General features: G+C 59.5%; 28 protein-coding genes. 15 read left to right on the forward strand and 13 right to left on the reverse strand.

Annotated elements, in window-relative coordinates; translation table 11 throughout:
• Positions 1-3: 3 nt before the first annotated feature.
• The 3 genes from JJD74_RS03895 to JJD74_RS03905 all read left to right on the forward strand — a co-directional run bounded on the left by JJD74_RS03895 (position 4) and on the right by JJD74_RS03905 (position 1,887).
• On the forward strand, positions 4-762 hold the full coding sequence (locus tag JJD74_RS03895) for a sulfite exporter TauE/SafE family protein (protein WP_047301774.1): 759 nt from the start codon (positions 4-6) through the stop codon (positions 760-762).
• 16 nt (positions 763-778) lie between these two features.
• Positions 779-1,258: a YbaK/prolyl-tRNA synthetase associated domain-containing protein gene (locus JJD74_RS03900; RefSeq protein ID WP_200611543.1), complete on the forward strand. Its 480-nt coding sequence runs from the start codon at positions 779-781 to the stop codon at positions 1,256-1,258.
• Positions 1,259-1,437: 179 nt separating this feature from the next.
• Complete coding sequence (locus JJD74_RS03905; RefSeq protein WP_200612053.1) at positions 1,438-1,887, forward strand: NUDIX hydrolase; 450 nt, start codon at positions 1,438-1,440, stop codon at positions 1,885-1,887.
• Between the two features lie 248 nt (positions 1,888-2,135).
• Here the strand turns inward: JJD74_RS03905 and JJD74_RS03910 are convergent, their stop codons facing one another.
• The 6 genes from JJD74_RS03910 to JJD74_RS03935 form a co-directional block, all read right to left on the reverse strand.
• The gene (locus tag JJD74_RS03910; protein WP_200611545.1) at positions 2,136-2,792 is read right to left on the reverse strand and encodes a DUF2931 family protein; all 657 of its coding nucleotides are present in this window, start codon (positions 2,790-2,792) and stop codon (positions 2,136-2,138) included.
• Entirely contained in the window at positions 2,792-4,333 is a 1,542-nt protein-coding gene (locus JJD74_RS03915; protein WP_200611548.1) for a phospholipase effector Tle1 domain-containing protein, read from the reverse strand. Before JJD74_RS03915 ends, JJD74_RS03910 begins: the two co-directional genes overlap by 1 nt.
• A gap of 137 nt (positions 4,334-4,470) precedes the next feature.
• Positions 4,471-4,833, reverse strand: a complete 363-nt coding sequence (locus JJD74_RS03920; RefSeq protein WP_200611551.1) for a DUF6124 family protein — start codon at positions 4,831-4,833, stop codon at positions 4,471-4,473.
• A gap of 710 nt (positions 4,834-5,543) precedes the next feature.
• A complete protein-coding gene (locus tag JJD74_RS03925; RefSeq protein ID WP_200611555.1) occupies positions 5,544-6,023 on the reverse strand; it encodes a GNAT family N-acetyltransferase in 480 nt (159 codons plus the stop codon).
• Positions 6,024-6,036: 13 nt separating this feature from the next.
• A complete protein-coding gene (locus tag JJD74_RS03930) occupies positions 6,037-6,252 on the reverse strand; it encodes a DUF4287 domain-containing protein (protein WP_200611558.1) in 216 nt (71 codons plus the stop codon).
• Between the two features lie 170 nt (positions 6,253-6,422).
• The gene (locus JJD74_RS03935) at positions 6,423-6,977 is read right to left on the reverse strand and encodes a cytochrome b (RefSeq protein WP_200611562.1); all 555 of its coding nucleotides are present in this window, start codon (positions 6,975-6,977) and stop codon (positions 6,423-6,425) included.
• Between the two features lie 209 nt (positions 6,978-7,186).
• Here JJD74_RS03935 and JJD74_RS03940 point away from each other — a divergent pair, with 209 nt between their 5' ends.
• Genes JJD74_RS03940 through JJD74_RS03970 form a run of 7 tightly spaced genes read left to right on the forward strand, consistent with a single transcriptional unit; the run spans position 7,187 to position 13,484 of the window.
• Entirely contained in the window at positions 7,187-7,864 is a 678-nt protein-coding gene (locus JJD74_RS03940) for a thermostable hemolysin (protein WP_200611565.1), read from the forward strand.
• Complete coding sequence (locus JJD74_RS03945) at positions 7,854-9,335, forward strand: AMP-binding protein (protein WP_200611568.1); 1,482 nt, start codon at positions 7,854-7,856, stop codon at positions 9,333-9,335. Before JJD74_RS03940 ends, JJD74_RS03945 begins: the two co-directional genes overlap by 11 nt.
• Positions 9,332-10,006: a TenA family transcriptional regulator gene (locus JJD74_RS03950; protein ID WP_042559603.1), complete on the forward strand. Its 675-nt coding sequence runs from the start codon at positions 9,332-9,334 to the stop codon at positions 10,004-10,006. The genes JJD74_RS03945 and JJD74_RS03950 overlap by 4 nt, the downstream gene beginning before the upstream one ends.
• On the forward strand, positions 9,993-10,802 hold the full coding sequence (locus tag JJD74_RS03955; RefSeq protein WP_115147359.1) for an SDR family oxidoreductase: 810 nt from the start codon (positions 9,993-9,995) through the stop codon (positions 10,800-10,802). Before JJD74_RS03950 ends, JJD74_RS03955 begins: the two co-directional genes overlap by 14 nt.
• On the forward strand, positions 10,799-11,443 hold the full coding sequence (locus tag JJD74_RS03960; protein ID WP_200611579.1) for a tetratricopeptide repeat protein: 645 nt from the start codon (positions 10,799-10,801) through the stop codon (positions 11,441-11,443). The genes JJD74_RS03955 and JJD74_RS03960 overlap by 4 nt, the downstream gene beginning before the upstream one ends.
• Positions 11,444-11,454: 11 nt before the next feature.
• Complete coding sequence (locus tag JJD74_RS03965; protein WP_042559606.1) at positions 11,455-12,117, forward strand: response regulator; 663 nt, start codon at positions 11,455-11,457, stop codon at positions 12,115-12,117.
• Positions 12,114-13,484 carry an ATP-binding protein gene (locus JJD74_RS03970; RefSeq protein WP_200611583.1) on the forward strand — a complete coding sequence of 457 codons (1,371 nt, stop codon included), beginning with the start codon at positions 12,114-12,116 and terminating at the stop codon, positions 13,482-13,484. Before JJD74_RS03965 ends, JJD74_RS03970 begins: the two co-directional genes overlap by 4 nt.
• Before the next feature lie 14 nt (positions 13,485-13,498).
• Here the strand turns inward: JJD74_RS03970 and JJD74_RS03975 are convergent, their stop codons facing one another.
• The 5 genes from JJD74_RS03975 to JJD74_RS03995 form a co-directional block, all read right to left on the reverse strand.
• Entirely contained in the window at positions 13,499-14,758 is a 1,260-nt protein-coding gene (locus tag JJD74_RS03975; RefSeq protein ID WP_200611586.1) for an MFS transporter, read from the reverse strand.
• 142 nt (positions 14,759-14,900) lie between these two features.
• Complete coding sequence (arsH, locus tag JJD74_RS03980) at positions 14,901-15,599, reverse strand: arsenical resistance protein ArsH (protein ID WP_047301804.1); 699 nt, start codon at positions 15,597-15,599, stop codon at positions 14,901-14,903.
• 12 nt (positions 15,600-15,611) lie between these two features.
• Positions 15,612-16,082, reverse strand: coding sequence for an arsenate reductase ArsC (locus tag JJD74_RS03985; protein ID WP_200611589.1), 471 nt, complete (start codon positions 16,080-16,082; stop codon positions 15,612-15,614).
• A gap of 26 nt (positions 16,083-16,108) precedes the next feature.
• A complete protein-coding gene (locus tag JJD74_RS03990; protein WP_200611592.1) occupies positions 16,109-16,456 on the reverse strand; it encodes a metalloregulator ArsR/SmtB family transcription factor in 348 nt (115 codons plus the stop codon).
• Between the two features lie 208 nt (positions 16,457-16,664).
• Complete coding sequence (locus tag JJD74_RS03995; RefSeq protein WP_200611595.1) at positions 16,665-17,549, reverse strand: LysR family transcriptional regulator; 885 nt, start codon at positions 17,547-17,549, stop codon at positions 16,665-16,667.
• Between the two features lie 132 nt (positions 17,550-17,681).
• Between JJD74_RS03995 and JJD74_RS04000 the strand changes: the two genes are divergently transcribed.
• Positions 17,682-19,328: a GMC family oxidoreductase gene (locus JJD74_RS04000; RefSeq protein ID WP_200611597.1), complete on the forward strand. Its 1,647-nt coding sequence runs from the start codon at positions 17,682-17,684 to the stop codon at positions 19,326-19,328.
• A 176-nt stretch (positions 19,329-19,504) separates the two neighbouring features.
• The gene (locus JJD74_RS04005; protein WP_047301808.1) at positions 19,505-21,127 is read left to right on the forward strand and encodes an MFS transporter; all 1,623 of its coding nucleotides are present in this window, start codon (positions 19,505-19,507) and stop codon (positions 21,125-21,127) included.
• A gap of 55 nt (positions 21,128-21,182) precedes the next feature.
• Here JJD74_RS04005 and JJD74_RS04010 read toward each other — a convergent pair whose 3' ends face one another.
• Positions 21,183-21,551 carry a DUF427 domain-containing protein gene (locus tag JJD74_RS04010; protein WP_042559614.1) on the reverse strand — a complete coding sequence of 123 codons (369 nt, stop codon included), beginning with the start codon at positions 21,549-21,551 and terminating at the stop codon, positions 21,183-21,185.
• Positions 21,552-21,737: 186 nt separating this feature from the next.
• Positions 21,738-23,144, reverse strand: coding sequence for a serralysin family metalloprotease (locus JJD74_RS04015; RefSeq protein WP_200611599.1), 1,407 nt, complete (start codon positions 23,142-23,144; stop codon positions 21,738-21,740).
• Positions 23,145-23,422: 278 nt separating this feature from the next.
• Between JJD74_RS04015 and JJD74_RS04020 the strand changes: the two genes are divergently transcribed.
• From JJD74_RS04020 to JJD74_RS04030, 3 genes are all read left to right on the forward strand, one after another.
• The gene (locus tag JJD74_RS04020; RefSeq protein WP_200611601.1) at positions 23,423-25,369 is read left to right on the forward strand and encodes a DNA topoisomerase III; all 1,947 of its coding nucleotides are present in this window, start codon (positions 23,423-23,425) and stop codon (positions 25,367-25,369) included.
• A 48-nt stretch (positions 25,370-25,417) separates the two neighbouring features.
• Positions 25,418-25,921, forward strand: coding sequence for a GNAT family N-acetyltransferase (locus tag JJD74_RS04025; protein WP_200611612.1), 504 nt, complete (start codon positions 25,418-25,420; stop codon positions 25,919-25,921).
• A gap of 509 nt (positions 25,922-26,430) precedes the next feature.
• Positions 26,431-26,760 (forward strand): hypothetical protein, encoded by a 330-nt coding sequence (locus tag JJD74_RS04030; protein WP_042559618.1) that lies wholly within the window; start codon positions 26,431-26,433, stop codon positions 26,758-26,760.
• The last annotated feature ends 78 nt before the right edge of the window (positions 26,761-26,838 follow it).

The raw sequence follows: 26,838 nt of genomic DNA on the forward strand, positions 1-26,838 counted from the left end.
TTCATGGTCGATATTGTCATCCTTTGCGTGTTCGCCTTCGCCGCCGGCCTGATCGATGCGGCGGTGGGCGGCGGCGGACTGATCCAGATTCCCGCGCTGTTCAACGTGCTGCCCACCGCTCAACCGGCGGCGCTGCTGGGTACCAATAAGGTCGCGGCCGCCTGCGGCACCGCATTCGCGGCCCGGTCCTTCGTGCGCAAAGTGGTGATCGACTGGGGGCTTGTAATCCCCGCCGCCTGCGCGGCTTTTGTCATGGCCTTCTTCGGAGCCGCGACGGTGTCGTTCGTACCCCAGTCGATGATCCGGCCGGCAGTGCTGGTGTTGATTGTACTGATGGCGATCTACACCTTCTGGAAAAAGGATTTCGGCGCCCTGCACAAACCCATGCACATCGGTACCAAGGAAAAACTGCTGGCGATCGTCATCGGCGGTGCTATCGGTTTCTACGATGGTCTGTTCGGTCCCGGCACTGGCAGCTTCCTGATCTTCCTGTTTATCCGCTGCTTCGCCTTCGACTTTCTTCATGCCTCGGCATCGGCCAAGCTAGTGAACATCGCGACCAACGTAGCGGCACTGATGTTCTTCATTCCGACGGGTAACGTGCTCTATCTGATCGCAATCCCCATGGCGGCATTCAACATCCTGGGCGCGCTCACCGGCACCTGGCTGGCGGTTCATAAAGGCGTGCCATTTGTCCGGGCTCTCTTCCTGGTGTTGCTGGTGATTCTGATCAGCAAACTGTCCTACGACCTGTTCCTGTAAACCAGAGGAAAACTACATGCACCCCATGTTCGATCGCCTCGTGGCACTACTCGATGCCCGCTCAGCCTCCTACCGGGTGTTGATGCACGATGCCGAGGGCCAGTCGGCGCGCGTCGCCGAAATCCGTGGCACCGAGCCCGGCCAAGGCGCGAAGGCCATGCTTTGCTCACTCAAGGGTCAGGCCGGCCCCTATGCACTGGCGATCCTGCCGGGCGACCAGAAGCTGGACATGAAGAAAGTCGGAGCGGCCCTGGGCGGGAAAAAAGCCGAGCTGGTAAAGGCCGAAACCGCCATGGAACTGACCGGGTGCCGGATCGGCGCCATCCCTCCCTTTGTTTTCGATGACCGGATTCAATTGATCGTCGATCCGGCCTTGACCACACGCTACGCTGAAATTGCCTTCAACGCGGGGCGGCTGGATGCGTCGATGGTGCTCGATACGAAGGATTATCTGGCGATCGCCACGCCTCGATTGCTGGATATCAGCCAGACTTGAGCAGATGTTTTCAGGGACGGATTTATTTTCATACTTCTTAAAAAACGGATCTTGAAAATAGATCAGTCTCCTGTCCTGGGTGGCAGCCATCGCCATTAGCCAACATCAGAATATCTGGCCCACCCACGCAGAGGATGAGGCCGAAAAATGTGAGCATCGTTGCCGATAAGGAAATCGCCATGTCACCGAACAAGGCCTGTCCCGTCATCCTCTCCAGTTTTCCTGCCACCCATATCCTTCTGTTCCGCCATCCAACAGCAGGTGTACAACTGGTAAAAGGGACAATTGAGCCAGGTGAAACTCCAGCTCAGACCGCGCTGCGTGAATTGAGCGAAGAATCGGGCATAGGGGCTGCCTCGCTGGTCAGCGACATGGGTTGCTGGGATGCAGAGCATCTCGACCAGATATGGTCATTCCAACTGTGTTTCACGCAGGAAAATTTGCCGCAGCAATGGAACCATCTCACGCTCGATGACCATGGCCATAGCTTCAGCTTTTTTTGGGCTCCATTCGATAATTTACCTTATGCCGACTGCCATCCGGTCTTCCGTCGAGCATTACGGTTCCTGACTGCCAAGTTGACAGCGAAAGGGTATGTGTTGGCTCACGATCAAAGCAGAAACACGTGATCCAAACTCTGACTTGATATTCTCAGGCGGCTTTCGAGCGGCCGCATCGAGGCCAGAGAGTGTAAACACGCTCATAAACTGATCGCCCTGGATCATTGACGGCGCTGTCCTCCCCCGCTCCCTCATGTATACGGGCTCGGTAGACTCGAGCTCCCACGACTCGGATTCGGGATCGGTTTTGCCTGATAGCGGATCTGAAGATTGGCATCCGGCCAAGAACAATGTGCGTAGCTTTATTGGTCCACCGCTTACCAACTTCCGTAAGGAATGCCGTACTTCTCGATATAGCGCTTGGACTTTTCACTGACCGGGTATGCGTAACGCCCTTGGTTCTTGCCCTGACTAGGGCCTAACGGTTCGATCTCGGCTTTGGCTTTGCCCACTTTGACCGGACGGTGGCAGGAATCTCGAACAAATATTTGCACGACGCCTCCGGGAGCCAGGCCCAAGTAAATAGACGCGCTATAGCTGGCCTGTTCATCTGGAGTCTCAGGGCATCGCTGATTAACGGAAGCCGCCATCAGTTGTCTCGCTTCTTCGGGCACATCCACCCAAACCTGATAGGTCTGTGGCTCTACAATGGATTGCCAGCGTACGTAAATGCGCTTGGGCAAATCTGCGCCGATCACAGCTTTTGCGGCTGCCCCTACAGCGTGCCAACCTCGCGCAGACTCTTTACCATTTTCTGGCTCCCCGCCGGCGGCCGTACCTCCTCCCGTGCGTTTGAACAGTTTGCCGTTTATGTCTTCGACGGCACTATCCTCAACCCACACCTTCATGTAATAGGGCTCGGTAAACGCGAGTTCCCACGACTTGGATTTGGGATCGTTTTTGGCTGAAAGGGGGTCAGCAGCTTGGCAGCCGGCCATGATCAGTACGCACAGCAGTGTTACAAGAACTTTCATTACCAAAGCTTCCAGTCAGCAACGTGTGGGTGTTGCACGCGGATCGAGTCTTCCGTCGGGGCGTTGATGTAAACAGCCCTGATGCCGCTGCCATCTCTTCGACCGAGGGGATGGTTCCAGTTGGCGGACGTGTGAATGTACTTCAGTTTCAGAAGTTGGTCTTCTTGCTCTGTGACGGTGTAGTCACCGGCCAGGAATTTATCGCATAAGGCTTGAAGCTCTGAGGGTATTGCCAGATCCGGAGTGTCTGGTATGTCGTTGAGACGAGCACCCTTTTCTTTCGCCAAACGGTGCATCACGCGCAAATACACCCTGGACAACAGGCCGCTCACCGGGCGTTTGAGTTGAAGTGCGGCGTACACGCGCTTTTGACTTGGGCTGAGCCTGTCTTGCGGGCTATTTGGCATCGGATGCGCGTCTGGGGTCACAACTTCGAGCATGTCCGCAGGCCAGCCTTTGGCCAACCATTGGCTCTTGGCGCTAACAGCATCGCGGTAGATCGAGGTGGTAGTGACATCAGTATTCAGAGCCACGGTCAGTGTTTGCATGGGAGTGACCAGAACACATTCTTGCGCCTCTTCGAGGTATCCGCCTCCGATGTCAGAGTGCACGCCCGGAAGGGTTATTTCCAGATGATCGGCTTTGACGCGACTGAGTGCGAAGTTGGCTCGACACTCATCACGGGCGGACAATTGAACTACGTCTGAAAAAAATCGCCGGTCGAGGTAAAGCTTGACGCCCGTCGCCACGGAGCTCTTGATGTTCCCAAAATTAGACCAGCCGGCAATCGATGGGACAGTATCGAACAAGCCGATAAAGCCCATATTGATGTCGCTTTTATATTGGTCGTTGAATTTGGAACTGAAGGCTCTCGGCAAGTTGCGCAGAACGGTGCCAAGTGGTCCGCGACTGGTGCGGACTATCTCGTTGGCAAAATGGCGAGCCGCCGCCGCGCCACGACTGAATCCGAAAGTATCGAAGGTCAGGGACGTAATTTCACTTCCAGGGTTATCGATTAACACCCGACTGATAGCTTGTTGAATGATTGGAAAAGAGGATTCGACTCTTCCAGCAACACCCGTTTCTCCGCGCCCAGTGCCCGCTCCGAACGTACTATCCTCTTCTCCGGATCGTGTGCCGATACCCTCGACATAGACGACGCGCGAGGTGCTCTTTTGCGAGCCCTCGCCTACCGCCTCTGGTGTAGCGTCATATAAGTCGCTCAGTCTTTTCACATTGCTAATGTCGTTACCGTAACTGCTGTCCGGATCACTCATGTACGGCATGCAACTAGCAGGAATATCCTCAGGCGCAATCGGATGCTGCGCACCACACAGCAACCCAGCTGCCGTGTTATTCGCATTATTTCCAGTGCCATCAAAGAACACGCCAATCCGCAACGCGATGCCGATTTTCTCAGGCTCGGGTGCGGGTTCTTTCCCGTGTTTTTCGTATTCAGCCCAACGCTGGGCGTGGATATCGACGGGTTTGGCTTCTTCGTAGCGATAATTTTTCGGGGGGTTGGGGACGTAGCCGCTCAATCCTTGATTCCTTGCTCTGATCCTTGAGAACGGCCCGAAGGGTGACAGCCGAGGCCTGGGGGCGCAAGGCGTGGCCGTGTGCCAGCCCGGTTGAGACCGCGAGATGTGACGAGGGTTTCCCCTCGTCGACCTGGGGGTTATTTCGTGATTACGACGTTGTCCAGCGCTTGGTTTACGGCCAGTTCGCCGAGCATTACGACCTGCGCGATTCCCAGGGCAGTTTTGCGGTGGGAGATGTCCAGCATGGCGGCGAAGTTGTTGAGCATTTCGCTGGCCGAACCGAGGGTTTCGCTGGCGTTGGCTAGCAGGGATTCGGTGTCGTACTTCGGGTTGGCGAAGTACATGCGATCAGGCTCGTTGATGCTGGCCATGATTTGGTCGGCAGGCTTGAGGTAGTGGTCGAGGGCGCGTTCGGCGGCTTCGTGAAACTTCCTGGAATCGGGGGATTCGTAGGGGGATGTGGGGTCGGTTTCTGGCGGGTTGGGTGTTGGTTTGAACATGGTGAAACTCCTGATTTTTCAATAGGAGCTACCAACATCACTTGCAGATGATGGGTGGCAGCTATGCGCGGGTCTGCAAGACCGGGAAACCAGGCACCCGGCAGACCCGAGGGTCTCCCGCACAAAGCCGCCATTGAGTGGACACAAATGAGTGTCCCTTGGCAGGGCTATGCGACTGGTTTCGGCGGGCTTGCAGACCCGATCACTGATGAGCAGTGACGGGAATCAAGTTACGGGGGGAGTTCCAGGCGCACAAGCCGGCGGATTCTGGCGTAGTCGTAGGCGATGGCGCAAGACGTTGTAGGGCTTGGGTCGTTACTGGAGGCTTCGTTTAAACAGCATCGGAATTGTCTGTTTATTTTGGTCTGGGATTCAGATGGTGGCTGGGCCGGCGCCATCGCTGGCAAGCCAGCTCCCACAGGGGTTTAGGCTGGTTTTGGATATTTGGTGATTGGGCTGGCGTCTTCGCGAGCAGGCTCGCTCCCACAGAATTTCTGGCTGGTCTGGGATTCAGGTGGTGACTGGGCCGGCGCCGTCGCTGGCAAGCCAGCTCCCACAGGGGTTTCGGCTGGTTTTGGATATTTGGTGATTGGGCTGGCTTCTTCGCGAGCAGGCTCGCTCCCACAGGTTTTGGGGCTGGTCTGGGATTCAGGTGGTGACTGGGCCGGCGTCATCGCTGGCAAGCCAGCTCCCACAGGTTTGCGGGCTATTCAGGTTCGGCGGCGTGTCATTTGGATCAGGGCTGATCGTCCACCATTTGGCGCCGGGCGTTCTTCGATGCCGAACGGGACGAAGCCGAGTTTCGGGTAGAGCAGCAGGCCGGCGGTGTTTTGGTTGAAGCAGGAAATCTGCACCTCGTCGGCTTGATACTTTTCGAACGCCAGTGCCGTCATGGTCGTGACGATGAAGCCGGCCACGCCTTGGCCGCGTGCACTGGGCGCGACGATGACGTTGCCGATGCAGCAGATACCGTTGTGTTCGGCGCGGTAGAAATTGGCGAAGCCGACAACTACACCATCATCTTCGAAAACCGTGGAGTCGAAGCGCTGGCTGATGGCGGTGTGCAGTTGTTCTTCCGTCAGCGGGAAGTGCGCTTTCGGGAACATGAAAAACAGTTCTTGCTCGCCTTGGGGAAAGCCGCAAATCGTTTTGACGTCGGTGGCCTGAACCGGCCGATGGGTAAAGTTCATCACTGCCCTGCCCTCACTTTTTGCCGCTGGCCAGATGATGCGCAACCAACGCATTGGCATGCCCGTGGCCCATGCCGTGTTCTTCCTTGAGCCACGCCACCAGTTCCATGTGTTTTTTGTCGGTGACGCTGGCGAGCAGGGTCAGCCAGTGGTCGATGGGTTGGCCGTACTTCTTTTCGATGGAGGGGAAGTAGGACGCCGGGCCTTTTACCTTGTTGTCTTCGCTCATGCTGCACGCTCCGTTGGGCTCGCGACGGAGGGTCGGCGGACGCTCCTTGTCGGCAAGGCCTAAGCGTGGACGCGAAGTGCGGATCCGGCAACTGCCCTGCTCTACCGGACACTGCAAAACACTGTGGGAGCGAGCCTGCTCGCTCCCACAGGGATTGGGGTGGAAGATGATCAGCGTGAACCTGTGCGCCCCGGCAGCATCCGCACCAGCGTGTTGTCGCGCACCCAGTAATGGTGAAACAACCCCGCCAACGCATGCAGGCCGATCAGCCAGTAGCCGGTGCTGCCGATCAGTTCGTGCCAGTACTTCAGGCGTTTGGCGAAGTCTGGGTCGATGGCGACCGGGGCCGGTACGTGGAAGCCGAAGTACGGGAACGGTTTGTCGCCGGCGGCGAGCATCAGCCAGGCGAGAATCGGGGTGGCGATCATCAGGCCGTAGAGGGCCAGGTGCATCAGGTGCGAGATGCCGGTTTGCCACGCTGGGGGTTTGGGGGTGATTGGTGGGCGCGGGGTCAGGCGACCGAGCAGGCGGACCCATACCAGGGCGAAGATGCTGGCACCGAACAGGCCGTGAAAGCCCATCAGCAGGCCGCGCGCTTCGCTGCCCTTGGGCATGTAGCCCTTGATTTCGACGCACGCGTAGACGCCGACGAACAGCGCCAGCATCAGCCAGTGCATCGTGATTGAAAGTTTTCCATAACGGTTTACGGCGTTGTCGCGGGTCATAAGTAGCGCCTCGTGATTGTCGTGAGTGACGGTCGATGCGCTCGACGGTCACGTTCCTTGGGCCGGGCGAACCGACGGTGTGAGCCTGCCCGGCCAGTCTTAAGACAGTCTGAAGATCGGCTCACAGGTTAACCTTTTTTCACCTTCAGACTTCGTTAAGAAATGGCTTGGATACTCCTCTCAAACCTATTGAGGGAGGCGTTCAGCCCATGCCCGATTTCGACTGGAACATCCCCCTGCCTCTGCACTTCGGCCAAGCCGATACGCCGCAGATGACGCTGACCAATGCCTTGCCGGATGACGGGCAACGGTCGGCATTCGAGACGTTTATTCAGCAGCGTTTTCGCAAAGCCCACGGCGCTGACATCCGCCATTTCATGCCCGAGCTGTTCGGCATGCACAACGCCGCAGGTGAGCTGTGCGCGGTGGCCGGTGTCCGTCGCGCCCATTTGCAGCCGCTGTTTCTTGAGCGCTACCTGGATGAACCGATCGAGCCGCTGATCAGCGCGGCGGCGGATCGCCCGGTGACGCGCAACGGCATCGTCGAAGTCGGCAACCTTGCCGCCAGCGACACTGGCAGTGCGCGTCTGAGCATCATCGCCATCACTTACTTACTGGCCATGGGCGGTCTGGAATGGGTGACGTTCACCGGCAACATCGGGTTGGTCAACAGCTTCCATCGTCTCGGCCTGAAGCCAGTGACATTATGCGCCGCAGACCCGGAGCGACTGGGTGACGAGCGTCAATATTGGGGCAGTTATTACGAGAGCAAACCCTGGGTTCACGTCGGCAATATCCGCGCCGGGTTTATCCATTTGCGCAATATCGGACTGTTCAACCGGCTGGGACTGCCGACTTCGATTGAAGGAGCTTTCCATGTCGCTTGAACTGCAACGCTTTCAGGAAACCCTGCGCAGCCATGCCGGGCGCAATGACAACGCGGTCGCGTTGTGGGGCGATACGCTGAAAATCGATTACACGACCCTCTACGCCGAGGTGCTGTATCGCCAGGAGCGTTTGCGCGATGAACACGTGCGAGTGGTCGCACTGGTGCTGGATAACGGCGTCGACGCGATGCTCTGGGATTTGGCGGTGCTGTTCGAAGGCCTGACGTGTGTGACGCTGCCGCCGTTTTTCAGCCCGGCACAACGCGCCCATTGTCTGGAGCTGAGTCAGGCTGAACGGGTGATTGCCGAGCCAGAACTGGAGGCCGAGTTGCTCGGCGCCGGTTACGTGAAGAACGGCGAGTTCTGGTGCCGCACATTCAGTGGACCGAGCCGCATGCCCGCCAGCACCGCCAAACTGACCTTCACTTCCGGTACCACCGGCACGCCCAAAGGGGTATGCCTGAGCGCCGACAGCTTACTGCGGGTTGCACGCGAGCTGGATCAGGCGAGCGAGCCAACCGGTCCGGCGCATCATCTGGCGCTGTTACCGCTGGCGATTCTGCTGGAAAACCTCGGTTGTTATGCGGCGCTGTATGCCGGTGCGATGTTGAGCCTGCCGAGCCAGAAAACCCTCGGCATTCAGGGCGCCAGCGGCGTCGATGTGCCGCGCCTGCTGGGCTATCTGGCCAGCCGTGCACCGGAGAGCCTGATTCTGGTGCCGCAGCTGTTGCTGATGCTGGTCAGCGCCGCCGAGCAAAAAGCCTTCGATCCACAAAAACTGCGTTTTGCCGCCGTCGGCGGCGCGCGGGTTTCCGAGGATCTGCTGCACCGGGCGCAACGTGTCGGCCTGCCGGTTTATGAAGGTTATGGCTTGTCCGAATGTGCGTCGGTGGTGTGCCTCAATCGCCCCGGTGCCCGGCGCCCAGGCAGCGTCGGCAGGCCCCTGCCGCATGTCGAAGTGCGGTTGGCCGAGGACGGCGAAGTGCTGATCAAGGGTTCGCCGCTGCTGGGTTACTTGGGGGATGCGCCGTACGCCGAAGAATGGTGGGCGAGCGGCGACCTGGGTGAGTTCGACCCGGAAGGTTTCCTCTTTCTCAAGGGGCGCAAGAAGCATCAGTTCGTTACCAGTTTCGGGCGCAACGTCAACCCGGAATGGGTCGAGTCGGAGCTGACCCAGCGCCGCCACATCGCCCAGGCCTTCGTCTACGGCGAAGCGATGCCGCACAACCACGCCCTGCTCTGGCCGCATCGCGCCGATTGCAGCGACGCTGATCTGGCTGCGGCCGTCGCCGAAGCCAACGAAGCCTTGCCCGATTACGCCCAGGTACATCGCTGGACACGTCTACCGCAACCCTTCACCGCCGCCAATGGCCTGCTCACCGCCAATGGCCGCCCGCGCCGCGAAGCCATCGTCGCGCATTACCACACCCAATTAACCGAATCCGTTATCTGCGAGGCATCCGCATCATGAGTTTTTTCGACACCCTGCAAGAAGCCACACAACGGGAACGCCACGAGCTGTTCAACCTGCCGATCATCGTTGATGCGCTGCAAGGCAAGGTCAGCCTTGAGAGCTATCGGGAATTTCTCGCCCAGGCCTATTACCACGTGCGCCACACGGTGCCGTTAATGATGGCTTGCGGCGCGCGTTTGCCGACACGCCTTGAGTGGCTGCGCAAAGCCGTGTGCGAGTACATCGAAGAAGAATACGGCCACGAACAGTGGGTGCTCAACGATATTGCCGCGTGTGGCGGTGACCGTGATGCGGTGCGCGATGGTCAGCCGTCGCTGTCGATCGAGTTGATGGTCAGTTTTCTGTACGACCTGATCGCCCGGGGCAATCCGGTGGGGTTGTTCGGCATGGTCAATGTGCTTGAAGGCACCAGCATTGCCCTGGCCACCCACGCGGCGGGCAGCATTCGCGAGCGGTTGGCGTTGCCGGAAACGGCGTTCAGCTACCTCAGTTCCCACGGCTCGCTGGACATCGAGCACATGCAGACCTATCGCCGCCTGATGAACCAGCTCGAGGACCCGCAAGACCAGGCCGCCGTGATCCACGCCTCGAAAGTCGTGTATCGCCTGTACACCGATATGTTCCGTGGCTTGCCGCGTGAAGTGCAGGCTCAACATGCAGCTGCATGAAGCGCGTGTTGTCCTGACCGGCGCCAGTGGCGGTATCGGCATGGCCATCGCAGGTGCCTTGTGCGCTGCCGGTGCGCGGGTACTGGCCGTGGCCCGGCATCAGGAAGCGCTGCTGCCGTTGCTTGAGCGGTATCCGCAAAATCTGTATTGGGTCGGCGCCGACCTGACCTTCCTCAGCGACCGGCGCAAAGTGCTGGCCGCCGCCGAGGGCATCGGCGGTATCAACCTGCTGATCAACGCGGCCGGGGTCAACCACTTCGCCATGCTCGAACAGCTGGACGACAGCGACATCAACACCATGCTGGCGGTGAATGTCAGTGCGCCGATCTGCCTGACGAAACTGCTGTTACCGCTGCTCAAGCAGGCGGACAGCGCCATGGTGGTCAATGTTGGCTCCACCTATGGCTCGATCGGTTATGCCGGTTATGCCAGTTACTGCGCGAGCAAGTTTGCCTTGCGCGGTTTCTCCGAAGCGCTGCGCCGGGAGCTGGCTGATACGCGGGTCAGCGTTCTTTACGTCGCGCCGCGCGCCACCCGCACGTCGATGAACAGCTCGGCCGCGCAAGCCTTGAACGATGCGCTCAAGGCCAACGTCGACGATCCGCAAACCGTGGCGTCGGCGGTGATCCACGCAATCGCCGGCGATCGCCGCGATTTGTATCTGGGGTGGCCGGAGCGGTTCTTCGTACGCCTGAACAATTTACTGCCGCATCTGGTGGATCGTGGCCTGCGCAAGCAGTTGCCGCTGATCCGACGCTTCAGCGAAAAAACCGACAACGAGACCCTCAAACCATGAAAAAAATCTTCGCCTGCCTGCTGCTCGGTGCCCTCAGCCAATCCGTCTGGGCGCTGGACGCCGCCGATCAACAACGCCTCGCCGGGATCCAGCAGAGCTGGGCACACATCCAATATGAAGTCGCGGAAAAACAGCGCGCCGCTGCCTTCGAACAGCTCTCAACCGAGGCCACTGCCTTTACCACGCAACGCCCCGCCGTGGCCGAAGCGTGGATCTGGAAGGGCATCGTCACCAGCAGTTGGGCCGGTGCCGAAGGTGGGCTCGGCGCCTTGGGCAAAGCCAAGGACGCCAAGGCTGACCTGGAAAAATCCCTGACCCTGGATCCCAAAGCCTTGAATGGCTCGGCCTACACCAGCCTCGCCGCGCTGTACGACCGGGTGCCGGGCTGGCCGATCGGTTTTGGTGACAGCGACAAGGCCGAGCAATTGCTCAAGCAGGCGTTGCAACTGAACCCCAACGGCATCGACAGCCTGTACTTCTGGGGTGATCACCTCTACCGTGAAAAACGCTACGCTGAAGCCAAGGCAGCGCTGCAAAAAGCCCTGCAAGCCGCACCGCGCCCAGGCCGCGAAGGCGCTGACGCCGGGCGCCGCAAAGAGATCGCCGCCCTGCTGGTGGACGTCAACAAGAAACTCGACTGAAAGGAGTGCGCGTGCGTTTATTACTGATTGAGGATGACGTCGCGCTCGGTGAAGGCATTCATCAGGCGCTGGGGCGTGAGGGTTACACCGTCGACTGGCTCAAGGACGGCAGCAGTGCGTTGCATGCACTGCTCAGTGAAACCTTCGACCTGGCGGTACTCGATCTCGGTCTGCCGCGCATGGACGGCCTCGAAGTGCTGCGCCGTTTGCGCGACAGCGGTTCGAATCTGCCGGTGCTGATTCTTACGGCACGCGATGCCACCGAAGACCGCATCGCCGGGCTCGATGCCGGGGCCGACGATTATCTGGTCAAACCGTTCGATCTGGCTGAACTCAAGGCGCGATTGCGCGCTCTGTTGCGGCGCAGTGCCGGGCGCGCTCAGGCACTGATCGAACACGCCGGCATCAGCCTCAACCCCGGTACCCAGCAGGTCAGTTATCAGGGCCAACCTGTGGCGCTTACCCCCAAGGAATATCAGTTGCTGCACGAATTGCTCTCGCCGCCAGGTCGGGTGATGACCCGCGATCAACTGATTCAGTTGCTCTACGGCTGGAACGAGGAAGCCGAAAGCAACACTCTGGAAGTGCACATCCATCACCTGCGCAAAAAGTTCTCCACCGACCTGATCCGCACCATCCGTGGCGTGGGTTATCTGGTGGAGGAGCGTCGATGACTTCAATCCGGCGCCGCACGCTGACGCTGATCATCGGCCTGCTGCTGGCCGGCCTGGCAGTGCTCAGCACGTTCAATGTGCATGACAGCAACCACGAAATCGCTGAAGTCTACGATGCTCAACTGGCGCAGAACGCGCGTCTGTTGCAAGGCGTGATGCGCATGCCGATGGCGAGTACCGAACACGCGCAGTTGTATCAAGCGTTCAATCAGGCCCTGGGCGAAGCCAAGCCACGGGTGGATGGCCATCCTTACGAAAGCAAGATCGCCTTTCAGGTATGGAACCCCAGAGGTGAAGTGCTGGTACACACCGCCAGCGCGCCCTCCTTCACCGCACCACCGACCCGACCGGGCTTCAGCGACGTGGTGGATTTGAGAGGCCGGCAATGGCGGGCGTTCATGCTGGAAGACAAGCAGAACGGCCTGCGCATCTGGGTTGGCGAGCGCGATGATGTGCGCGCCGATCTGGTCGACCGCATCGTGCGGCATACGCTGTGGCCGAACATGCTCGGCAGCCTGATTCTGGCGGCGATGATCTGGCTCGCCATCGGCTGGGGCCTCAAGCCACTGGCTAACATGGCCGCCACCCTGCGCGCCCGCCACAGTGGTTCGCTGGAGCCACTGCAACTCACGCCGCTACCCAGCGAACTGGAGCCGATGCAAGCTGCCCTTAACCGCATGCTCGCGCAGATTCAGGAAGTGCTTGGCCGCGAACGCCGCTTCATCGCTGACGCCGCCCACGAAATGCGCACTCCGCTGGCGGTGCTGCGCGTGCATGCGCAAAACCTGCTGGAGGCCGGCACCGAGCAGGAGCGCCGCGAATCCCTGGAATTTCTGATCTCCGGCGTCGACCGCACCAGCCGTCTGGTCAACCAATTGCTGACCATGGCACGCCTCGAACCGAAATCCGATCCGCCGCCGCTGCAACGCATCGACCTCAGCGAAACCGTGCGCAACAGCCTGGTGCAACTGACGCCGTGGCTGTTAAGCAAACAGCTGGAACTGACCTTCGAGGACAGCGCCGAACCGTTCCACGTCATGGCCAGCGCCGCCGCCCTCGACATCGCGTTGAACAACCTGATCACCAACGCAGCCAACTTTTCCCCGGAGCACGGCATCATCACCGTGACCCTGACCCGAGCCGACGGCTTCTGTCATTTGAGCGTCGACGATCAGGGGCCGGGAATCGATGAGGCGGATCGCGCCCGACTGTTCGAACGCTTCTACAGCCGGGGCAATGCACAGGGCGCGGGATTGGGGCTGACCATCGTCAACACCATTGCTACGCGCTTGGGCGGACGTATTACCCTGGTCAATCGGCAAGAAGGTGGGTTGCACGCGACGCTGTCGATTCCTGACGGCCAATGATCCGGCTGCCAGGTTCACGGCACGATTAGCGGCGGGGGCATTTCCTGCAGATCATCCTGCACAGTCGAGCGCGGCAACGTTTCCGGCACTGTCAGCCACAACAGCATCAGCGCCGCTGCGGCCACAGCCGCCAGGGTCAGGAATGCGGCGCTGTAGCCGGCGGCCTGCACCACAAATCCGGCCAGACCATTGCTCAAGGCCGCGCCGAGGCCAAAGACCGTCGACAACGCACCCAGGCTGATATTGAAGTGGCCGGTGCCGAGGGTCAGGTCTTTCACCACCACCGGAAACAGCGCGCCAAAAACCCCGGCGCCGATGCCATCGAGCAACTGCACCGAAACCAGCCACCAAGGGTCGTTGGACAGCACGTAAAGTACGCCGCGCAACGGCAGAATCAGGAACCCGGCAAGCAGCAACGGCTTGCGCCCCCAGACATCGGCCTTGGCCCCGACCAGCAAGGCGACCGGCACCATTACCAGTTGCGCGGCGACGATGCACGCCGAAGTCAGCGGCGTGGCCATCTGCAGATTGGCCTGTGCCAGTTTCTGACTCACCAGCGGCAGCATGGCCGCGTTCGCCAGGTGGAACAACGCGCAGCACACGGCGAACATCAGCAGCGGCCTGTTCTTGAGCAACACCGAGAACCCCGAGGGCTGCGCGCCATGCCCGGCACCGCCGGGATCCAGGCCCCGTGCCAGGTCATGGTCAATGGCCGCCGGCGAGACAAAGGCGACCGCGATAATGCTGGCCAACGCCATCACCGCCATCAGGTAAAACACCGCCACCGGGCCGAACAGGTAGGCAAACAATCCGGCCAGCAAGGCGGCGCAGGCGTTGCCCGCGTGGTTGAACGTTTCGTTGCGGCCGGTGCGCCGGGTGAAGGCGCGTGGCCCGGTAATGCCTAAGGTGATCGCCGAGATGGCCGGCGCGAAGATCGACGCGGCGACGGCGCTGAGGGCTTGAGTCAATGTCACCAGACTGAATGACGCAACGAACGGCAGCAGCAGGCAACTGCCGGTAACCAGCAACGCGGCAATCGCGATCAATGCCCGCTTGTAGCGCGTGTTGTCGACCAGGGCGCCCGCCGGTGTCTGGGTGATCAGCGCGGCGATCCCGGCGATGGTCATCACCAGGCCGATGCTGGCCGGGTCCCAGTGGTGAACCGCCAGCAGGTAAATCGCCAGATAGGGACCGAGGCCGTCGCGTACGTCGGCAAGGAAGAAATTCAGGCTGTCCAACGACAGGTTGTTTCGGCGATCCAGGTGTGTGGCCACGGCAGCGTCTTCGAGGGTCGAGGTCGTTCGGGTTGAATTGACCTCCGTAGATTGAGTGACCCCTGGCCAGATGTTTTAGTTTCACCGCCCGACGGACATGAAAAAGCCCGCCCGGCAAATACCGGGCGGGCCAGGTTCGCGGTCAAATCGAGCGCTGATTGACCCGCGCCATCAGTTGCTCGGCGCTTTCCTTGCGCTCCGAATAGCGATCAACCAGAAAGTCCTGGCGGTCGCGCAGCAGCACCGTGAACTTCACCAGTTCCTCCATCACATCGACGACCCGGTCGTAATACGGCGAAGGTTTCATCCGCCCCGCTTCGTCGAACTCCATCCAGGCCTTCGGCACCGAGGATTGGTTGGGGATGGTGAACATGCGCATCCAGCGACCCAGCACGCGCAGTTGATTGACCACGTTGAACGACTGCGAGCCGCCGCAAACCTGCATCACTGCCAGGGTTTTGCCCTGAGTCGGGCGAACCGCGCCAAGCTCCAGCGGAACCCAGTCGATCTGCGCCTTGAACACCGCCGACATCGCGCCATGGCGTTCCGGCGAGCACCAGACCTGGCCTTCCGACCACAACACCAGTTCACGCAATTCCTGCACTTTCGGATGGTCGACCGGGACGTCGTCGGGCAGTGGCAAACCGGACGGATTGAAGATGCGCGTCTCGGCGCCAAAGTGCTCGAGCAGGCGCGCGGCCTCCTCTACCAGCAAGCGACTGAACGAGCGCTCGCGGGTCGATCCGTAGAGCAACAGGATGCGTGGTTTGTGCTCGCCCGAGGCGGAGGCTGGCAAGCCTTCGAACAGGGTTGGATCAAGATTGGGCAAGTGCTCTGACATTGTCATGCCTCCTTAAAGCGTACCGACTCGGTCGAGTTCGAGTTTGAGTTCGTCGCGGCTGAGGCGATTGAAGGGCAGTTCGAGGAAGGCTTTGCAGCGTTGCTCGATGCGCGCCAACGTGGCGCGGAAAGCAGCGTCGATCGCCGCTTCGTCGCCCGTGACTTCGGACGGATCTTCCAGCCCCCAATGGGCCTTCAGTGCCGGGCCGAAGTACACCGGGCAGGTTTCACCGGCAGCCTTGTCGCAGGCGGTGATGACGATGTCCGGCGGGTTACTTTCGAAGGCGTCGTTACCCTTGCTGTACAAGCCATCGGTGGCAATGCCGGCCTGCTGCAAGGTCAAGAGACTGCGCGGCAAGACCTGGCCTTTGGGGAAACTTCCGGAACTCAGCGCCTCGAATCCCGAGGGCGCCAGGTGGTTGAACATAGCTTCACTGAGGATGCTGCGACAGCTATTGGCCGTGCACATGAACAGGATTCGCATGGGTCGCTCCAGCAGATATTAATGATTTAGCAGCACGCCGCTTCGCGGACAGGACGTCCATCCATCTTCTGCAAACGCGAGGCGTTGTCCTTGAGCCAATCGGCATTGGCTTTGCACGTCACTTGCAGGATCTCGTGCACCCAATCCGGCAGGTCCGGATTGAGGCGGTAATAAACCCATTGCCCCTGACGGCGATCGAGCAGAAGACCGTTGCTGCGCAGTTGCGCCAGATGACGGCTGATCTTTGGCTGACTGTCGTCGAGGGCGCACATCAGCTCGCAAACACACAACTCACCCTGATCGGCAATCAACAGGGTGGCGCGGACGCGGGTCTCGTCAGCCAGGCTTTTGAAGACATCGGTGGGCGTGATCATGGGATAGGCTTCGTACATATGGAGATCCGAATATACGGATATCCATATATTAATCAACCCTGGAATGATCCCACCTGACCCACAAACACCGATGCCCCCTGTGGGAGCTGGCTTGCCAGCGATAGCGGTGGGTCAGGCAAAGCCGATGTCGAATGTCAGTCCGCCATCGCGGGCAAGCCCGCTCCCACAGGGTTTGATGCTGGCAAAACTATCCGAGCAACAACCCCTGCTCCGCCTCACACAACCCCACCACATAATCCCAAACCACCCGCAACCGCACCGACTTGTGCAATTCCCTTCGCGTGCTGATCCAGTAACTGCGCTCGATGCTCTCATCCGGCAGCAATGGCACCAGGTCCGGGTCGGGGGCCGCCATGTAGCACGGCAATACGGCGATGCCCAACCCCGAACGCGCCGCTTCCTGCTGAGCGATGACGCTGGTGCTATGGAACACCACGCGAGGGCTGCGGCAGAAGCTGTTGAGGAACATCAGTTCCTGACTGAACAGCAGATCATCGACATAGCCAATCCAGGCATGCCGCCCGAGGTCTTCGCGGCTGTGCAATGGCGGCGCGTTGTCGAGATAGCTTTGGCTGGCATACAGCGCGAGGCGGTAGTCGGTGAGTTTGCGGGTGACTAGCATGTCCGCCGCCGGGCGCTCCAGATGAATGCTGATTTCCGCCTCGCGATTGAGGATGCTGACGAAGCGCGGCACCGCGACCAGCTCCACTTCCAGGCCCGGGTAACGCTCGAACAGACCGATCATGCGACTGGCGAGGAACTTGACGCCGAGACCTTCGGTGACACCGACGCGAATCTTGCCCAGTGGCGCGGTGGACTGGGTGATTTCTTCCTGAGCCAGCAACGCGACGTTTTCCATGGCTTCGGCGTGCTTTAGCAGCGCCTCCCCGGCCGGGGTCATTTCATAGCCTTGGGCGTGCTGAACGAACAGCGCAGTGCCAAGGCTTTTTTCGATGGCCTCAATGTGGCGGGCGACCGTAGCGTGGGTGGTGTTCAGTCGGCGGGCCGCGGTGGGCAAGCGTCCGCTGCGTTGCAGCTCGAGAAAAAACCGCAGGTCGTTCCAGTCGAACATGGCGTGTCCTTGTCAGCGAGGGTCATCAAGGCTGTTCGAAAACGCACAGCAGCTGCGCAAAAACTAACATTCTTTTAACGAAAGCTAACAACTAGAGTGTCCGACAATAAAAACAAAAAGCGAGGTCAGGGAATGCAGACTTCCCTCGATGAATACGATTACATCGTGGTCGGCGCAGGTCCCGCCGGGTGTTTGCTGGCCAATCGGCTGTCGGCTGATCCACAGCAGCGCGTGTTGCTGCTCGAAGCCGGCGGACGCGACAACTATGCCTGGATTCACATCCCCGTTGGCTACCTGTTCTGCATCGGCAACCCGCGCACCGATTGGTGCTTCAAGACTGAAGTGCAACCCGGTCTGCAAGGTCGCAGCCTGAGCTATCCGCGCGGAAAAGTGCTTGGCGGCTGTTCTTCCATCAACGGCATGATCTACATGCGCGGCCAGGCCAACGACTACGACGGCTGGGCGGCGGAAGGCAATCCGGGCTGGGCCTGGAACGACGTGCTGCCGCTGTTCAAGCAGAGCGAAAATCACTTTGCCGGCAGCGCAGAGTTTCACGGTGCCAAGGGTGAATGGCGGGTCGAACAACAGCGCTTGTCGTGGCCGATTCTGGATGCCTTTCGCAGCGCCGCTGAACAAAGTGGGATTGCCTCTGTTGAGGACTTCAATGAGGGCGACAACGAGGGTTGCGGCTACTTTCAGGTCAATCAGAAGGCCGGCGTGCGCTGGAACGCGGCCAAAGCCTTTCTCAAACCGATACGTGACCGGGCGAATCTGACGGTGCTGACCGGGGTTGAGGTCGATCGTGTTTTGCTCAAGGACGGTCGCGCCTCTTCTGTCAGCGCGCGTCATGAAGGTCAGGTGAAACGCTTCAAGGCGCGCAAGGAGATCGTGTTGTGCGCCGGTTCGGTCGGCTCGCCGAGCATTCTGCAGCGCTCCGGGATTGGCCCGCGACCATTACTGGAACGCCTCGGCATTGGCGTGATTCATGAGTTGCCGGGGGTTGGCGGTAATCTGCAGGATCACCTGCAACTGCGCCTGATCTACAAACTGGAAAACGCCCGCACCCTCAATCAGATCGCCGGCAGCGTGTGGGGCAAGATGGGCATGGGCCTGCGTTATCTGTACGACCGCAGCGGGCCGTTGTCGATGGCGCCGAGTCAGTTGGGCGCATTTGCCCGCTCGGGGCCGGAGCAGACGTCGGCAAATCTTGAATACCACGTGCAGCCGCTGTCGCTGGAGCGCTTTGGCGAGCCGTTGCACAGCTTCCCGGCCTTCACCGCGTCGGTCTGTGATTTGCGTCCGCAGAGCCGTGGCCGCATCGACATTCGCTCGGCGGATCCGCAAGAGGCGCCGCTGATCCAACCCAATTATCTGAGCCACCCCGAAGACCTGCGCGTGGCCGCCGACGCCATCCGCCTGACCCGACGTATCGTCAGCGCCCCTGCCCTGCAAGCGTTCAAACCGGTCGAGTATTTGCCGGGCGACAGCCTGCAAAGCGAAGAGCAACTGCACGAAGCGGCGGCGCGGATCGGCACGACGATTTTCCATCCGGTCGGCACCTGCCGCATGGGCAATGACGGCGAGGCGGTGGTCGATGCGCAGTTGCGCGTCCACGGCGTGCCCGGTTTGCGCATTGCCGACGCCTCGATCATGCCGAGGATCATCTCGGGCAACACCTGCTCGCCTACGCTGATGATTGCCGAGAAGGCCGCGCAGCTGATCATCAACCCACCGACCAGGATCTACACACCAACTTCGGAACTGGCCCAAACCCTGTAGGAGCTGCCGCAGGCTGCGATCTTTTGACTTTATTTTTTCAAGGTCAAAAGCAAGGTCAAAAGATCGCAGCCTTCGGCAGCTCCTACAGGGAGCCGCGTTAATTCAAGGCATCAAGCATCACCCGGACAGGCAACACCAGTGGAACAACAAAAACAATCACTGTGAGGGATACCGATATGTCAGAACACGCTCAGCCTCTGGACGCCGCCTACAGCGCGCAAACCAGCCCGGATACACGCAAAGTCATCTTCGCTTCATCACTGGGAACGGTGTTCGAGTGGTATGACTTTTTCCTCTATGGCGCCCTCGCGGCGGTGATCAGCAAGCAGTTTTTCGCCGGAGTCAACGACACCACGGCGTTCATCTTTGCGCTGATGGCGTTTGCCGCCGGATTCATCGTGCGGCCGTTCGGGGCACTGGTGTTCGGTCGGTTGGGGGACATGATCGGGCGTAAATACACCTTCCTCGCGACCATCATTTTGATGGGCGTGGCGACGTTCTGTGTCGGGCTGTTGCCGACCTACGCCAGCATCGGCATCGCCGCGCCGATCATTCTGGTGGTGCTGCGCATGCTTCAGGGCCTGGCGCTCGGTGGCGAGTACGGCGGCGCCGCAACCTACGTGGCCGAACACGCGCCGATGGGCAAACGCGGATTCCATACCAGCTGGATTCAGTCCACCGCGACCCTCGGCCTGCTGCTGTCGCTGCTGGTGGTGCTCGGTTGCCGTTATTTCACTGGCGATCAGTTTGAAGTGTGGGGCTGGCGGATTCCGTTCCTGCTGTCGATTGTGCTGCTGGGCATTTCCACCTGGATTCGCCTGAGCCTGCACGAGTCGCCGGCCTATCTGAAGATGAAAGAGGAAGGCAAAACCTCGAAGGCGCCGATCCGCGAATCCTTCGGCAAATGGGAAAACCTCAAAGTCGTGCTGATCGCGCTGTTCAGCATCAACGCCGGGCAAGCGGTGACCTTCTACGCGGCGCAGTTCTATGTGCTGTTCTTCCTCACCCAGTTTCTGAAAATGGATCCGGCGCTGGCCAACACCCTGCTGATTATCAGCGTGGTGATCGGCGCGCCGTTCTTCATTTTCTTTGGCTGGCTGTCGGACAAGGTCGGACGCAAGCCGGTACTGATGCTCGGCCTGCTGCTGGCGACGGTGCTGTACTTCCCGATTTTCAAATCCCTCGCGCATTACGCCAACCCGGCGATCGATCAGGCCAGCCGTCAGGCACCGATTACGGTGCTGGCTGACCCTGCGACGTGCACCTTCCAGTTCGATCCGGTGGGCAAGGCGAAATTTGACAGCCCGTGCGACAAGGTCAAAACCTTCCTGGTCAAACAAGGCCTGCCCTACTCCAGCGCCGCCGCACCGGCCGGCAGCGCCGTGCAGGTCAGTGTTGGCGACGTGAGAATCGACGGCTTCGATGAATCTGCCTTGCGCGGCGCAATCACCCTCGCCGGCTACCCGCAACAAGCCGATGTGCAGCAGACCAACAAACCGATGATCGTCGCCCTGATCGTAGCGCTGATCATCATCTCCGCCATGTGCTACGGCCCGCTCGCGGCGCTGATGGTCGAACTGTTCCCGACCCGCATCCGCTACACCTCAATGTCGCTGCCGTACCACATTGGCAACGGCTGGTTCGGAGGATTTCTGCCAACGGTATCGTTCGCGCTGGTGGTGTACACCGGGGATATTTTTTATGGCCTGTGGTACCCGGTGTTGATTACCGGGGTGAGCCTGGTGGTGGGGCTGATCTTTTTGCGGGAGACGAAGAATATCGATCTGGACAAGAACTGAAGTTAACGCCAGAACCATCGGTGGCGAGAGCGCTTGCTCTCTCGCCACCCTTTTTTCAGGCATCAGCCTTGATCACCTCAAACTTCACCTGATCCGGATAAAACGCCACATAGTCGCGGATCGGCGCCACCGAGACTTTTGGATTCTCGTAAGTCCACACCGCATTCGCCCCCTCATGCCCCGGCACCTGCAGGCTGAAGTAATTGGCGTCGCCCTTGTACGGGCAGTAACTGGTGTGGTCGGTGCGGGCGAAATACTTTTCGTCGATGTCTTCGCGGGGAACGTAGTACACGGGCGGATAGTTGGCTTCGTTCAGTACCAGCACGTGGGAGGACGCGGCGACCTGGATGCCGTGGAATTTCACCAGCAGGCAACCTGTAAGTTGTTCGAGGGAGATAACGGGGCTGGGGCCTGAGCTTTTCATGGGTTTCTCCAAGGACAAATGAACTGTGGCGAGGGAGCTCACTCCCGCTGGGCAGCGTAGCGGCCCCAAAATCAGCAATCGCAGTGTGTCAGGTATAACGCGATTTCTGAGTTTGCGACGGCTTCGCCGCCGAGCGGGAGCAAGCGCCCCCGCCACAAGTTCGGGACTGGCCCGTTTTACTTCAGATCAAGCAACAATATCCGTCATTACCGCCTGCCCCACCATGCCCACAGCAAAATCGACCTGCCCCTGCCCGGTCAAGTCAACCAGAAGTCCGGTCTGACCGTGCTGCGCTTGGTAAGTCAGGATTGCATCGCCCGCATGGCCGGTGAAACTGCTGACAAAATTCAACGTGGCGGCACCACTTGCAAACTCGGCGATCCCCGTGAGGTCGATCTTGTCCAGGCCGCTTTTGAAATCCATGATCCAGTCCGGCTGGTTATTGGTCGAATCACTGGCAGCCCCGAACACGAAAGTGTCTGCACCCTCTCCGCCTACCAGCCTATCGCCACCACCGCCACCGTAAAGGATGTCGTCGCCGGCACCGCCAAACAGAGAGTTCGCCTTTGCGTTGCCGATCAACAGGTCATTGCCCGAACCGCCAACGGCGTTTTCCACCGTCACGCCGTAAGCGATCGAAACGTTGCCCACCAATCCTCCGACATCGGAGAACGAGCCCTCATTGAGATTGATTTTCTGGTTCTGGGTGAAACCGGAGAAGTTCAGCGTGTCATCGCCGCCACCGTCCCACACCGAAAACACCAGCTTCGACGACGCCGATGTCGCGCTGTAAAAATCACGCCCGGTGTTGGAGTAGAAACCGTACGTGGTGTTATCGGCGCGAGTCTCATAGTTGGCGCCATACAGTTTCTGCACGGCAACAATGTCGTCCATTAACGGCGCAGAAGCGTAGGCACCGCTGCCATCCTTGCTGAAGTCCTGCTCGGTGTTGGTTTCACTCCAGTAGCTCATCAGGCTATAGCCGCGGGTGTCTTCGGCGTATTTAGCGTCGCCGTAGGTCGGGTTGCCGTTACCGGCGTTGTAGCCGCCGGGGTGCGACAGGCCGAGGGTGTGACCGATTTCGTGGGTCAAGGTCTGGCGACCATAGTTGCCGTTATCCGGCGTCTTGTTGACCTGGTACTGATTGTTGATCAGATACCACGATTGGCCGTCATAGCTGCCGCCACTCGGCAGGTAAGCGAACGCGGCACCACCGGTGCTGACGTCATAATTGCCGAACGTCATGTGGCCCTCGCCGCCCTTGCCTTCGGTGAACGTGACATTGGCGACGTCGGCCCAGGACTGCATGGCCAGCACGGCCTGAGCTTTCTGCTGGGCACTGAATTCGCCGAAATTGCCAAGCTTCGGATTGTAGTTCGCCGGTTTTTCGGTCAGAAAGGTGTAGCTGAGGTCGATCTTGCCGTCAGCGTTTTTATCGCCCCACGACATGCCTTTGCGCAGGATTTCGTCAGCAGCTTGATCAGCAGTGAACGAGGGTTTGCCATTGATCAGCCCGACGCCACGGTCGTACAGATGACTGAAGGTGTCGATTTGGTCGTAGGCGCTGCTGGTTTTGGATTTGGCTTGAGCCATGGATGGACTTCCTTGTTTCAGAGTAGTCAGTTTCCGACAGACCGCGGCGATCTTCTGGCGAGATCGTCCTGTCACTCGCGTGGTTGAATCGCCAAAAAACCTGACACAGGCACAGACAGGGCGCTAATCGATTTTTCGATAGTGCTGGACCCGTCCCCGGAAAGCCCGTCATTTCCGGCAATCCTTTTTATCTGTATATCCATACAGATAAAAGTTGCCCCTGGGCGTAAGTGCGGCCATTCTGTGCACCTCTTCGGACATTGATCGACGTGGTAGTTATGCGGCTGTACCTCTGTGAAAAACCTTCCCAGGCCAAAGACATTGCGGCCGTCCTCGGTGCCAAGCGCCGGGGCGACGGCTGCTGGCTGGGAACAGAAGTCACGGTGACCTGGTGCATCGGCCATTTGCTGGAAACCGCTCCGCCGGACGCCTACGACGCACGCTACAAGCGCTGGGTACTGGCGGATCTGCCGATCATTCCGGACAAATGGAAAATGACCGTCAAGCCGCGAACCGCCAGTCAGTACAAAGCCGTCAAACGCCTGCTCGGCGAGGCCAGCGAACTGATCATCGCCACCGATGCCGACCGTGAGGGCGAGATGATTGCCCGGGAACTGGTCGAGCATTGCCGCTATCGCGGGCCGATCCGCCGCTTGTGGCTGTCGGCACTGGACGAGGCGTCGATTCGCAAGGCCTTGGCCGCGTTGAAGCCAGGTGCCGAGACGTTCAGCCTGTATCACTCGGCACTGGGTCGCTCCCGGGCGGATTGGCTGATAGGCATGAACATGAGCCGCCTGTTCACCCTGCTCGGTCGGCAGTCGGGCTATCAAGGTGTGTTGCCGGTCGGTCGAGTACAGACACCGACATTGCGCCTGGTGGTGGATCGCGATCGCAGCATCGCCGACTTCGTGCCGGTGCCGTTTTGGGCGATCGACGTGCAACTGCTGCACAACGGCACGCCGTTCACCGCGCAATGGCGCGCGCCGTCGGACGTCTGTGATGATCAGGATCGTTGTTTGAATCAGGCACTCGCGCAACAAGCAGCCGCCGCGATCGCCAGCGCCGCCACTGCTCGGGTCGTCAAGCTGCGCACCGAGCGCATGCGTGAAGTGGCGCCCCTGCCTTTCGACCTCGGTACGTTGCAGGAAGTCTGCTCGAAAAAACTCGGCCTCGGGGCGCAGGAAACCCTCGACATCGCCCAGGCACTCTACGAAACCTACAAAGTCGTCACCTATCCGCGCAGCGATTGCGGTTTTCTGCCGCTGAGCCAGCACGGTGAGGCACCGGGGATTCTCGCGGCACTGCGTCAGGCCGACCCGAGTCTCGAAGCGCTGCAAGGCTTTCTAGAGCCGCAACGTCGCTCCCGGGCGTGGAACGACAGCAAAGTCACCGCGCACCACGGCATCATCCCGACCGCTGCGGCGAAGAACCTTGAACGCCTGACGGGCAAGCACCGCGCGGTTTACACACTCATCCGCGCGCGGTACCTGGCGCAGTTTCTACCCAACCATGAATACGACCGCACCCAGGCTGATTTCGATTGCGCCGGTGAAGCGTTGCGTGCCGTCGGCAAACAGATCATCGAACCGGGCTGGAAGCGCGCACTGCCCGAGGCACTGGCACCGACCAAGGGCCGTGAAGCGCCGGCACCGCAGACCTTGCCGACGCTTGGCCAGGGTATCGATTGCGCCGTTGCTGATGTAAAGCTCAAGGATTTGTGGACGCAGCCACCCAAGCCCTACACCGAAGGCGATCTGATCAAGGCGATGAAAAACGTTGCCAAACTGGTGGAAGATCCGCTGCTCAAACAAAAGCTCAAGGACACGACCGGCATCGGCACCGAAGCCACCCGTGCATCGATCATTCAGGGTTTGCTCGATCGCGGTTATCTGGTGAAAAACGGCAAGGCACTTGCGGCTACACCGGCGGCGTTCAGTCTGATCGACGCCGTCCCCCGAGCGATTGCCGACCCCGGCACCACGGCGATCTGGGAGCAGGCGCTGGACATGGTGCAGAGCGGTGAGATGAGTCTGGAAGAATTCGTCACCAAGCAAGCGGCGTGGATGAGCAAGCAGGTGACTCGCTGTTCCGGCCTGAGCCTGACCATCAGCGGCCCACCGCCTGCCGGCAAGGCTGCTACGCCGTGGAAGAACAAGCGCAAATCGACGCGCAGCAAATCAACCGGCACAACCAAACGCACGGCGAAACCGGCAGCCAAAAAGTAAAACGCGCTACTGTTCCTGAAAGGTTCATCACCCTCAGGAACCCAAAGCATGCCTGACATCGAACTCCACCCCGCCCAGCGTGACGAACTGCAAATCATCGAAAACCTGATGCAGTTCTACATGTACGACTTCAGCGAATGGCTACCGCTGAAGCTCGCCGGGCATGGCTTCTTCGCCCTCCAGCCAAAAGACGCTTACTGGCGCCATCCGGCCACCCGACCCTTTCTTATCCGCGTCGATGGCGAACTCGCCGGCTTCATCACGGTGGATGAAGATACCCACATCGACGGCGCCGAATTCAATATCGGCTACTTCTTCGTCACCCGGCGCATGCGTGGCCAAGGCGTCGCGCAGTTTGTCGTCTCTGCCCTCTTGAGCCAAATCCCCGGTCGGTGGCAGATTTTCCATATCGACGCCAACCTGCCTGCACAACGCTTCTGGGCCAGGCTGATGCCGGAATTGGTCGGCGTCGAATTCACCTTGAGCCACCGCGATGTAGACGGTTACCCGTGCACCTTCTACACCCTGCGCAGCCCCGTTTCCGTTGCCTGAACGGATCCGTTCTCATTCCAAAACAGCTTTGTCCGACAATATGTAGTGCTCAAAAATAATCACTACAAAACCGTTGACGGCGTCGTTTTGCTTTTGCATGATGAAGACGTTCCCCGATCGGGAACACGGGTAACACGCTTGAGCAAACTCGTCTGACCGCCGAGTTGTTTTTTCCGGATACACGCTGCCCACAAGGCAGATTGAAGAAGCTGACCTGGCCTGAACGTCCAGTACAAGGACGAGAAGCGCTGGCGAAAATTCTCAAGACGCTTGTGGTCGACCCTGAAAACGTCGACAAGGGCCTCCCGGTTTTCGCTGCTTCTCCTCGTTGTGACGCTATCGCGTAGCAGTTATTCAACACGACTACATGCAACAGATGCACGACCCCGTATTTCAAACGGGCGACCGCTGACGTCCTGGTTTCGGTGCCAGGGATCAACTAACCGATGGGCTACCTGTATTAGCGAATCAACTTAGAAAGATCACCAAACTGGTCAAGGGGCAAAATCATGAATCTGAACAATCAACCTACTATCGAAGAACTGGCTCGTATGTTCGCTGCGCAAAAAGACAGCCTCGACAGCCATATTCTGTGGATCAGCAAATCGGGCCAAGTGCACATCGACTGCCTGGCGCCACACGCTGGCGAAGAAGAGTTCGACCGCAACAATCAGAACCTGCTGGCCCGCCTGAAGATGTACCGCCGCGGCCAAGGTTATGTCGGCAAAAAAGCCGCGGCCGACAAGGACTTCATCGGTAATGTTCTGCAGACGCTGAAACAAGCGTGGGACTCGATGCAGAACAAGAATGAAGTTCGGGTGATTGATCGGTTCTGCTGATTTACAACTTAAATAACAAGAGGGCCTGCTTCCAGCGATGGAGCAGGCCCTTTTTTGTGTATGGCGTAAGCTTTGTGG

The organism is Pseudomonas sp. MF6776, from assembly GCF_016613125.1.
GTDB lineage: Bacteria > Pseudomonadota > Gammaproteobacteria > Pseudomonadales > Pseudomonadaceae > Aquipseudomonas > Aquipseudomonas iridis.

Bases quoted from the DNA above. Each gene is read 5' to 3' on its own strand.
- JJD74_RS03895 (WP_047301774.1), top strand. From the start codon at position 4: ATGGTCGATATTGTCATCCTTTGCGTGTTCGCCTTCGCCGCCGGCCTG.
- JJD74_RS03900 (WP_200611543.1), top strand. From the start codon at position 779: ATGCACCCCATGTTCGATCGCCTCGTGGCACTACTCGATGCCCGCTCA.
- JJD74_RS03905 (WP_200612053.1), top strand. From the start codon at position 1,438: ATGTCACCGAACAAGGCCTGTCCCGTCATCCTCTCCAGTTTTCCTGCC.
- JJD74_RS03910 (WP_200611545.1), bottom strand. From the start codon at position 2,792: ATGAAAGTTCTTGTAACACTGCTGTGCGTACTGATCATGGCCGGCTGC.
- JJD74_RS03920 (WP_200611551.1), bottom strand. From the start codon at position 4,833: ATGTTCAAACCAACACCCAACCCGCCAGAAACCGACCCCACATCCCCC.
- JJD74_RS03925 (WP_200611555.1), bottom strand. From the start codon at position 6,023: ATGAACTTTACCCATCGGCCGGTTCAGGCCACCGACGTCAAAACGATT.
- JJD74_RS03930 (WP_200611558.1), bottom strand. From the start codon at position 6,252: ATGAGCGAAGACAACAAGGTAAAAGGCCCGGCGTCCTACTTCCCCTCC.
- JJD74_RS03935 (WP_200611562.1), bottom strand. From the start codon at position 6,977: ATGACCCGCGACAACGCCGTAAACCGTTATGGAAAACTTTCAATCACG.
- JJD74_RS03940 (WP_200611565.1), top strand. From the start codon at position 7,187: ATGCCCGATTTCGACTGGAACATCCCCCTGCCTCTGCACTTCGGCCAA.
- JJD74_RS03945 (WP_200611568.1), top strand. From the start codon at position 7,854: ATGTCGCTTGAACTGCAACGCTTTCAGGAAACCCTGCGCAGCCATGCC.
- JJD74_RS03950 (WP_042559603.1), top strand. From the start codon at position 9,332: ATGAGTTTTTTCGACACCCTGCAAGAAGCCACACAACGGGAACGCCAC.
- JJD74_RS03955 (WP_115147359.1), top strand. From the start codon at position 9,993: ATGCAGCTGCATGAAGCGCGTGTTGTCCTGACCGGCGCCAGTGGCGGT.
- JJD74_RS03960 (WP_200611579.1), top strand. From the start codon at position 10,799: ATGAAAAAAATCTTCGCCTGCCTGCTGCTCGGTGCCCTCAGCCAATCC.
- JJD74_RS03970 (WP_200611583.1), top strand. From the start codon at position 12,114: ATGACTTCAATCCGGCGCCGCACGCTGACGCTGATCATCGGCCTGCTG.
- arsH (WP_047301804.1), bottom strand. From the start codon at position 15,599: ATGTCAGAGCACTTGCCCAATCTTGATCCAACCCTGTTCGAAGGCTTG.
- JJD74_RS03985 (WP_200611589.1), bottom strand. From the start codon at position 16,082: ATGCGAATCCTGTTCATGTGCACGGCCAATAGCTGTCGCAGCATCCTC.
- JJD74_RS03990 (WP_200611592.1), bottom strand. From the start codon at position 16,456: ATGATCACGCCCACCGATGTCTTCAAAAGCCTGGCTGACGAGACCCGC.
- JJD74_RS03995 (WP_200611595.1), bottom strand. From the start codon at position 17,549: ATGTTCGACTGGAACGACCTGCGGTTTTTTCTCGAGCTGCAACGCAGC.
- JJD74_RS04000 (WP_200611597.1), top strand. From the start codon at position 17,682: ATGCAGACTTCCCTCGATGAATACGATTACATCGTGGTCGGCGCAGGT.
- JJD74_RS04005 (WP_047301808.1), top strand. From the start codon at position 19,505: ATGTCAGAACACGCTCAGCCTCTGGACGCCGCCTACAGCGCGCAAACC.
- JJD74_RS04010 (WP_042559614.1), bottom strand. From the start codon at position 21,551: ATGAAAAGCTCAGGCCCCAGCCCCGTTATCTCCCTCGAACAACTTACA.
- JJD74_RS04015 (WP_200611599.1), bottom strand. From the start codon at position 23,144: ATGGCTCAAGCCAAATCCAAAACCAGCAGCGCCTACGACCAAATCGAC.
- JJD74_RS04020 (WP_200611601.1), top strand. From the start codon at position 23,423: ATGCGGCTGTACCTCTGTGAAAAACCTTCCCAGGCCAAAGACATTGCG.
- JJD74_RS04025 (WP_200611612.1), top strand. From the start codon at position 25,418: ATGCCTGACATCGAACTCCACCCCGCCCAGCGTGACGAACTGCAAATC.
- JJD74_RS04030 (WP_042559618.1), top strand. From the start codon at position 26,431: ATGAATCTGAACAATCAACCTACTATCGAAGAACTGGCTCGTATGTTC.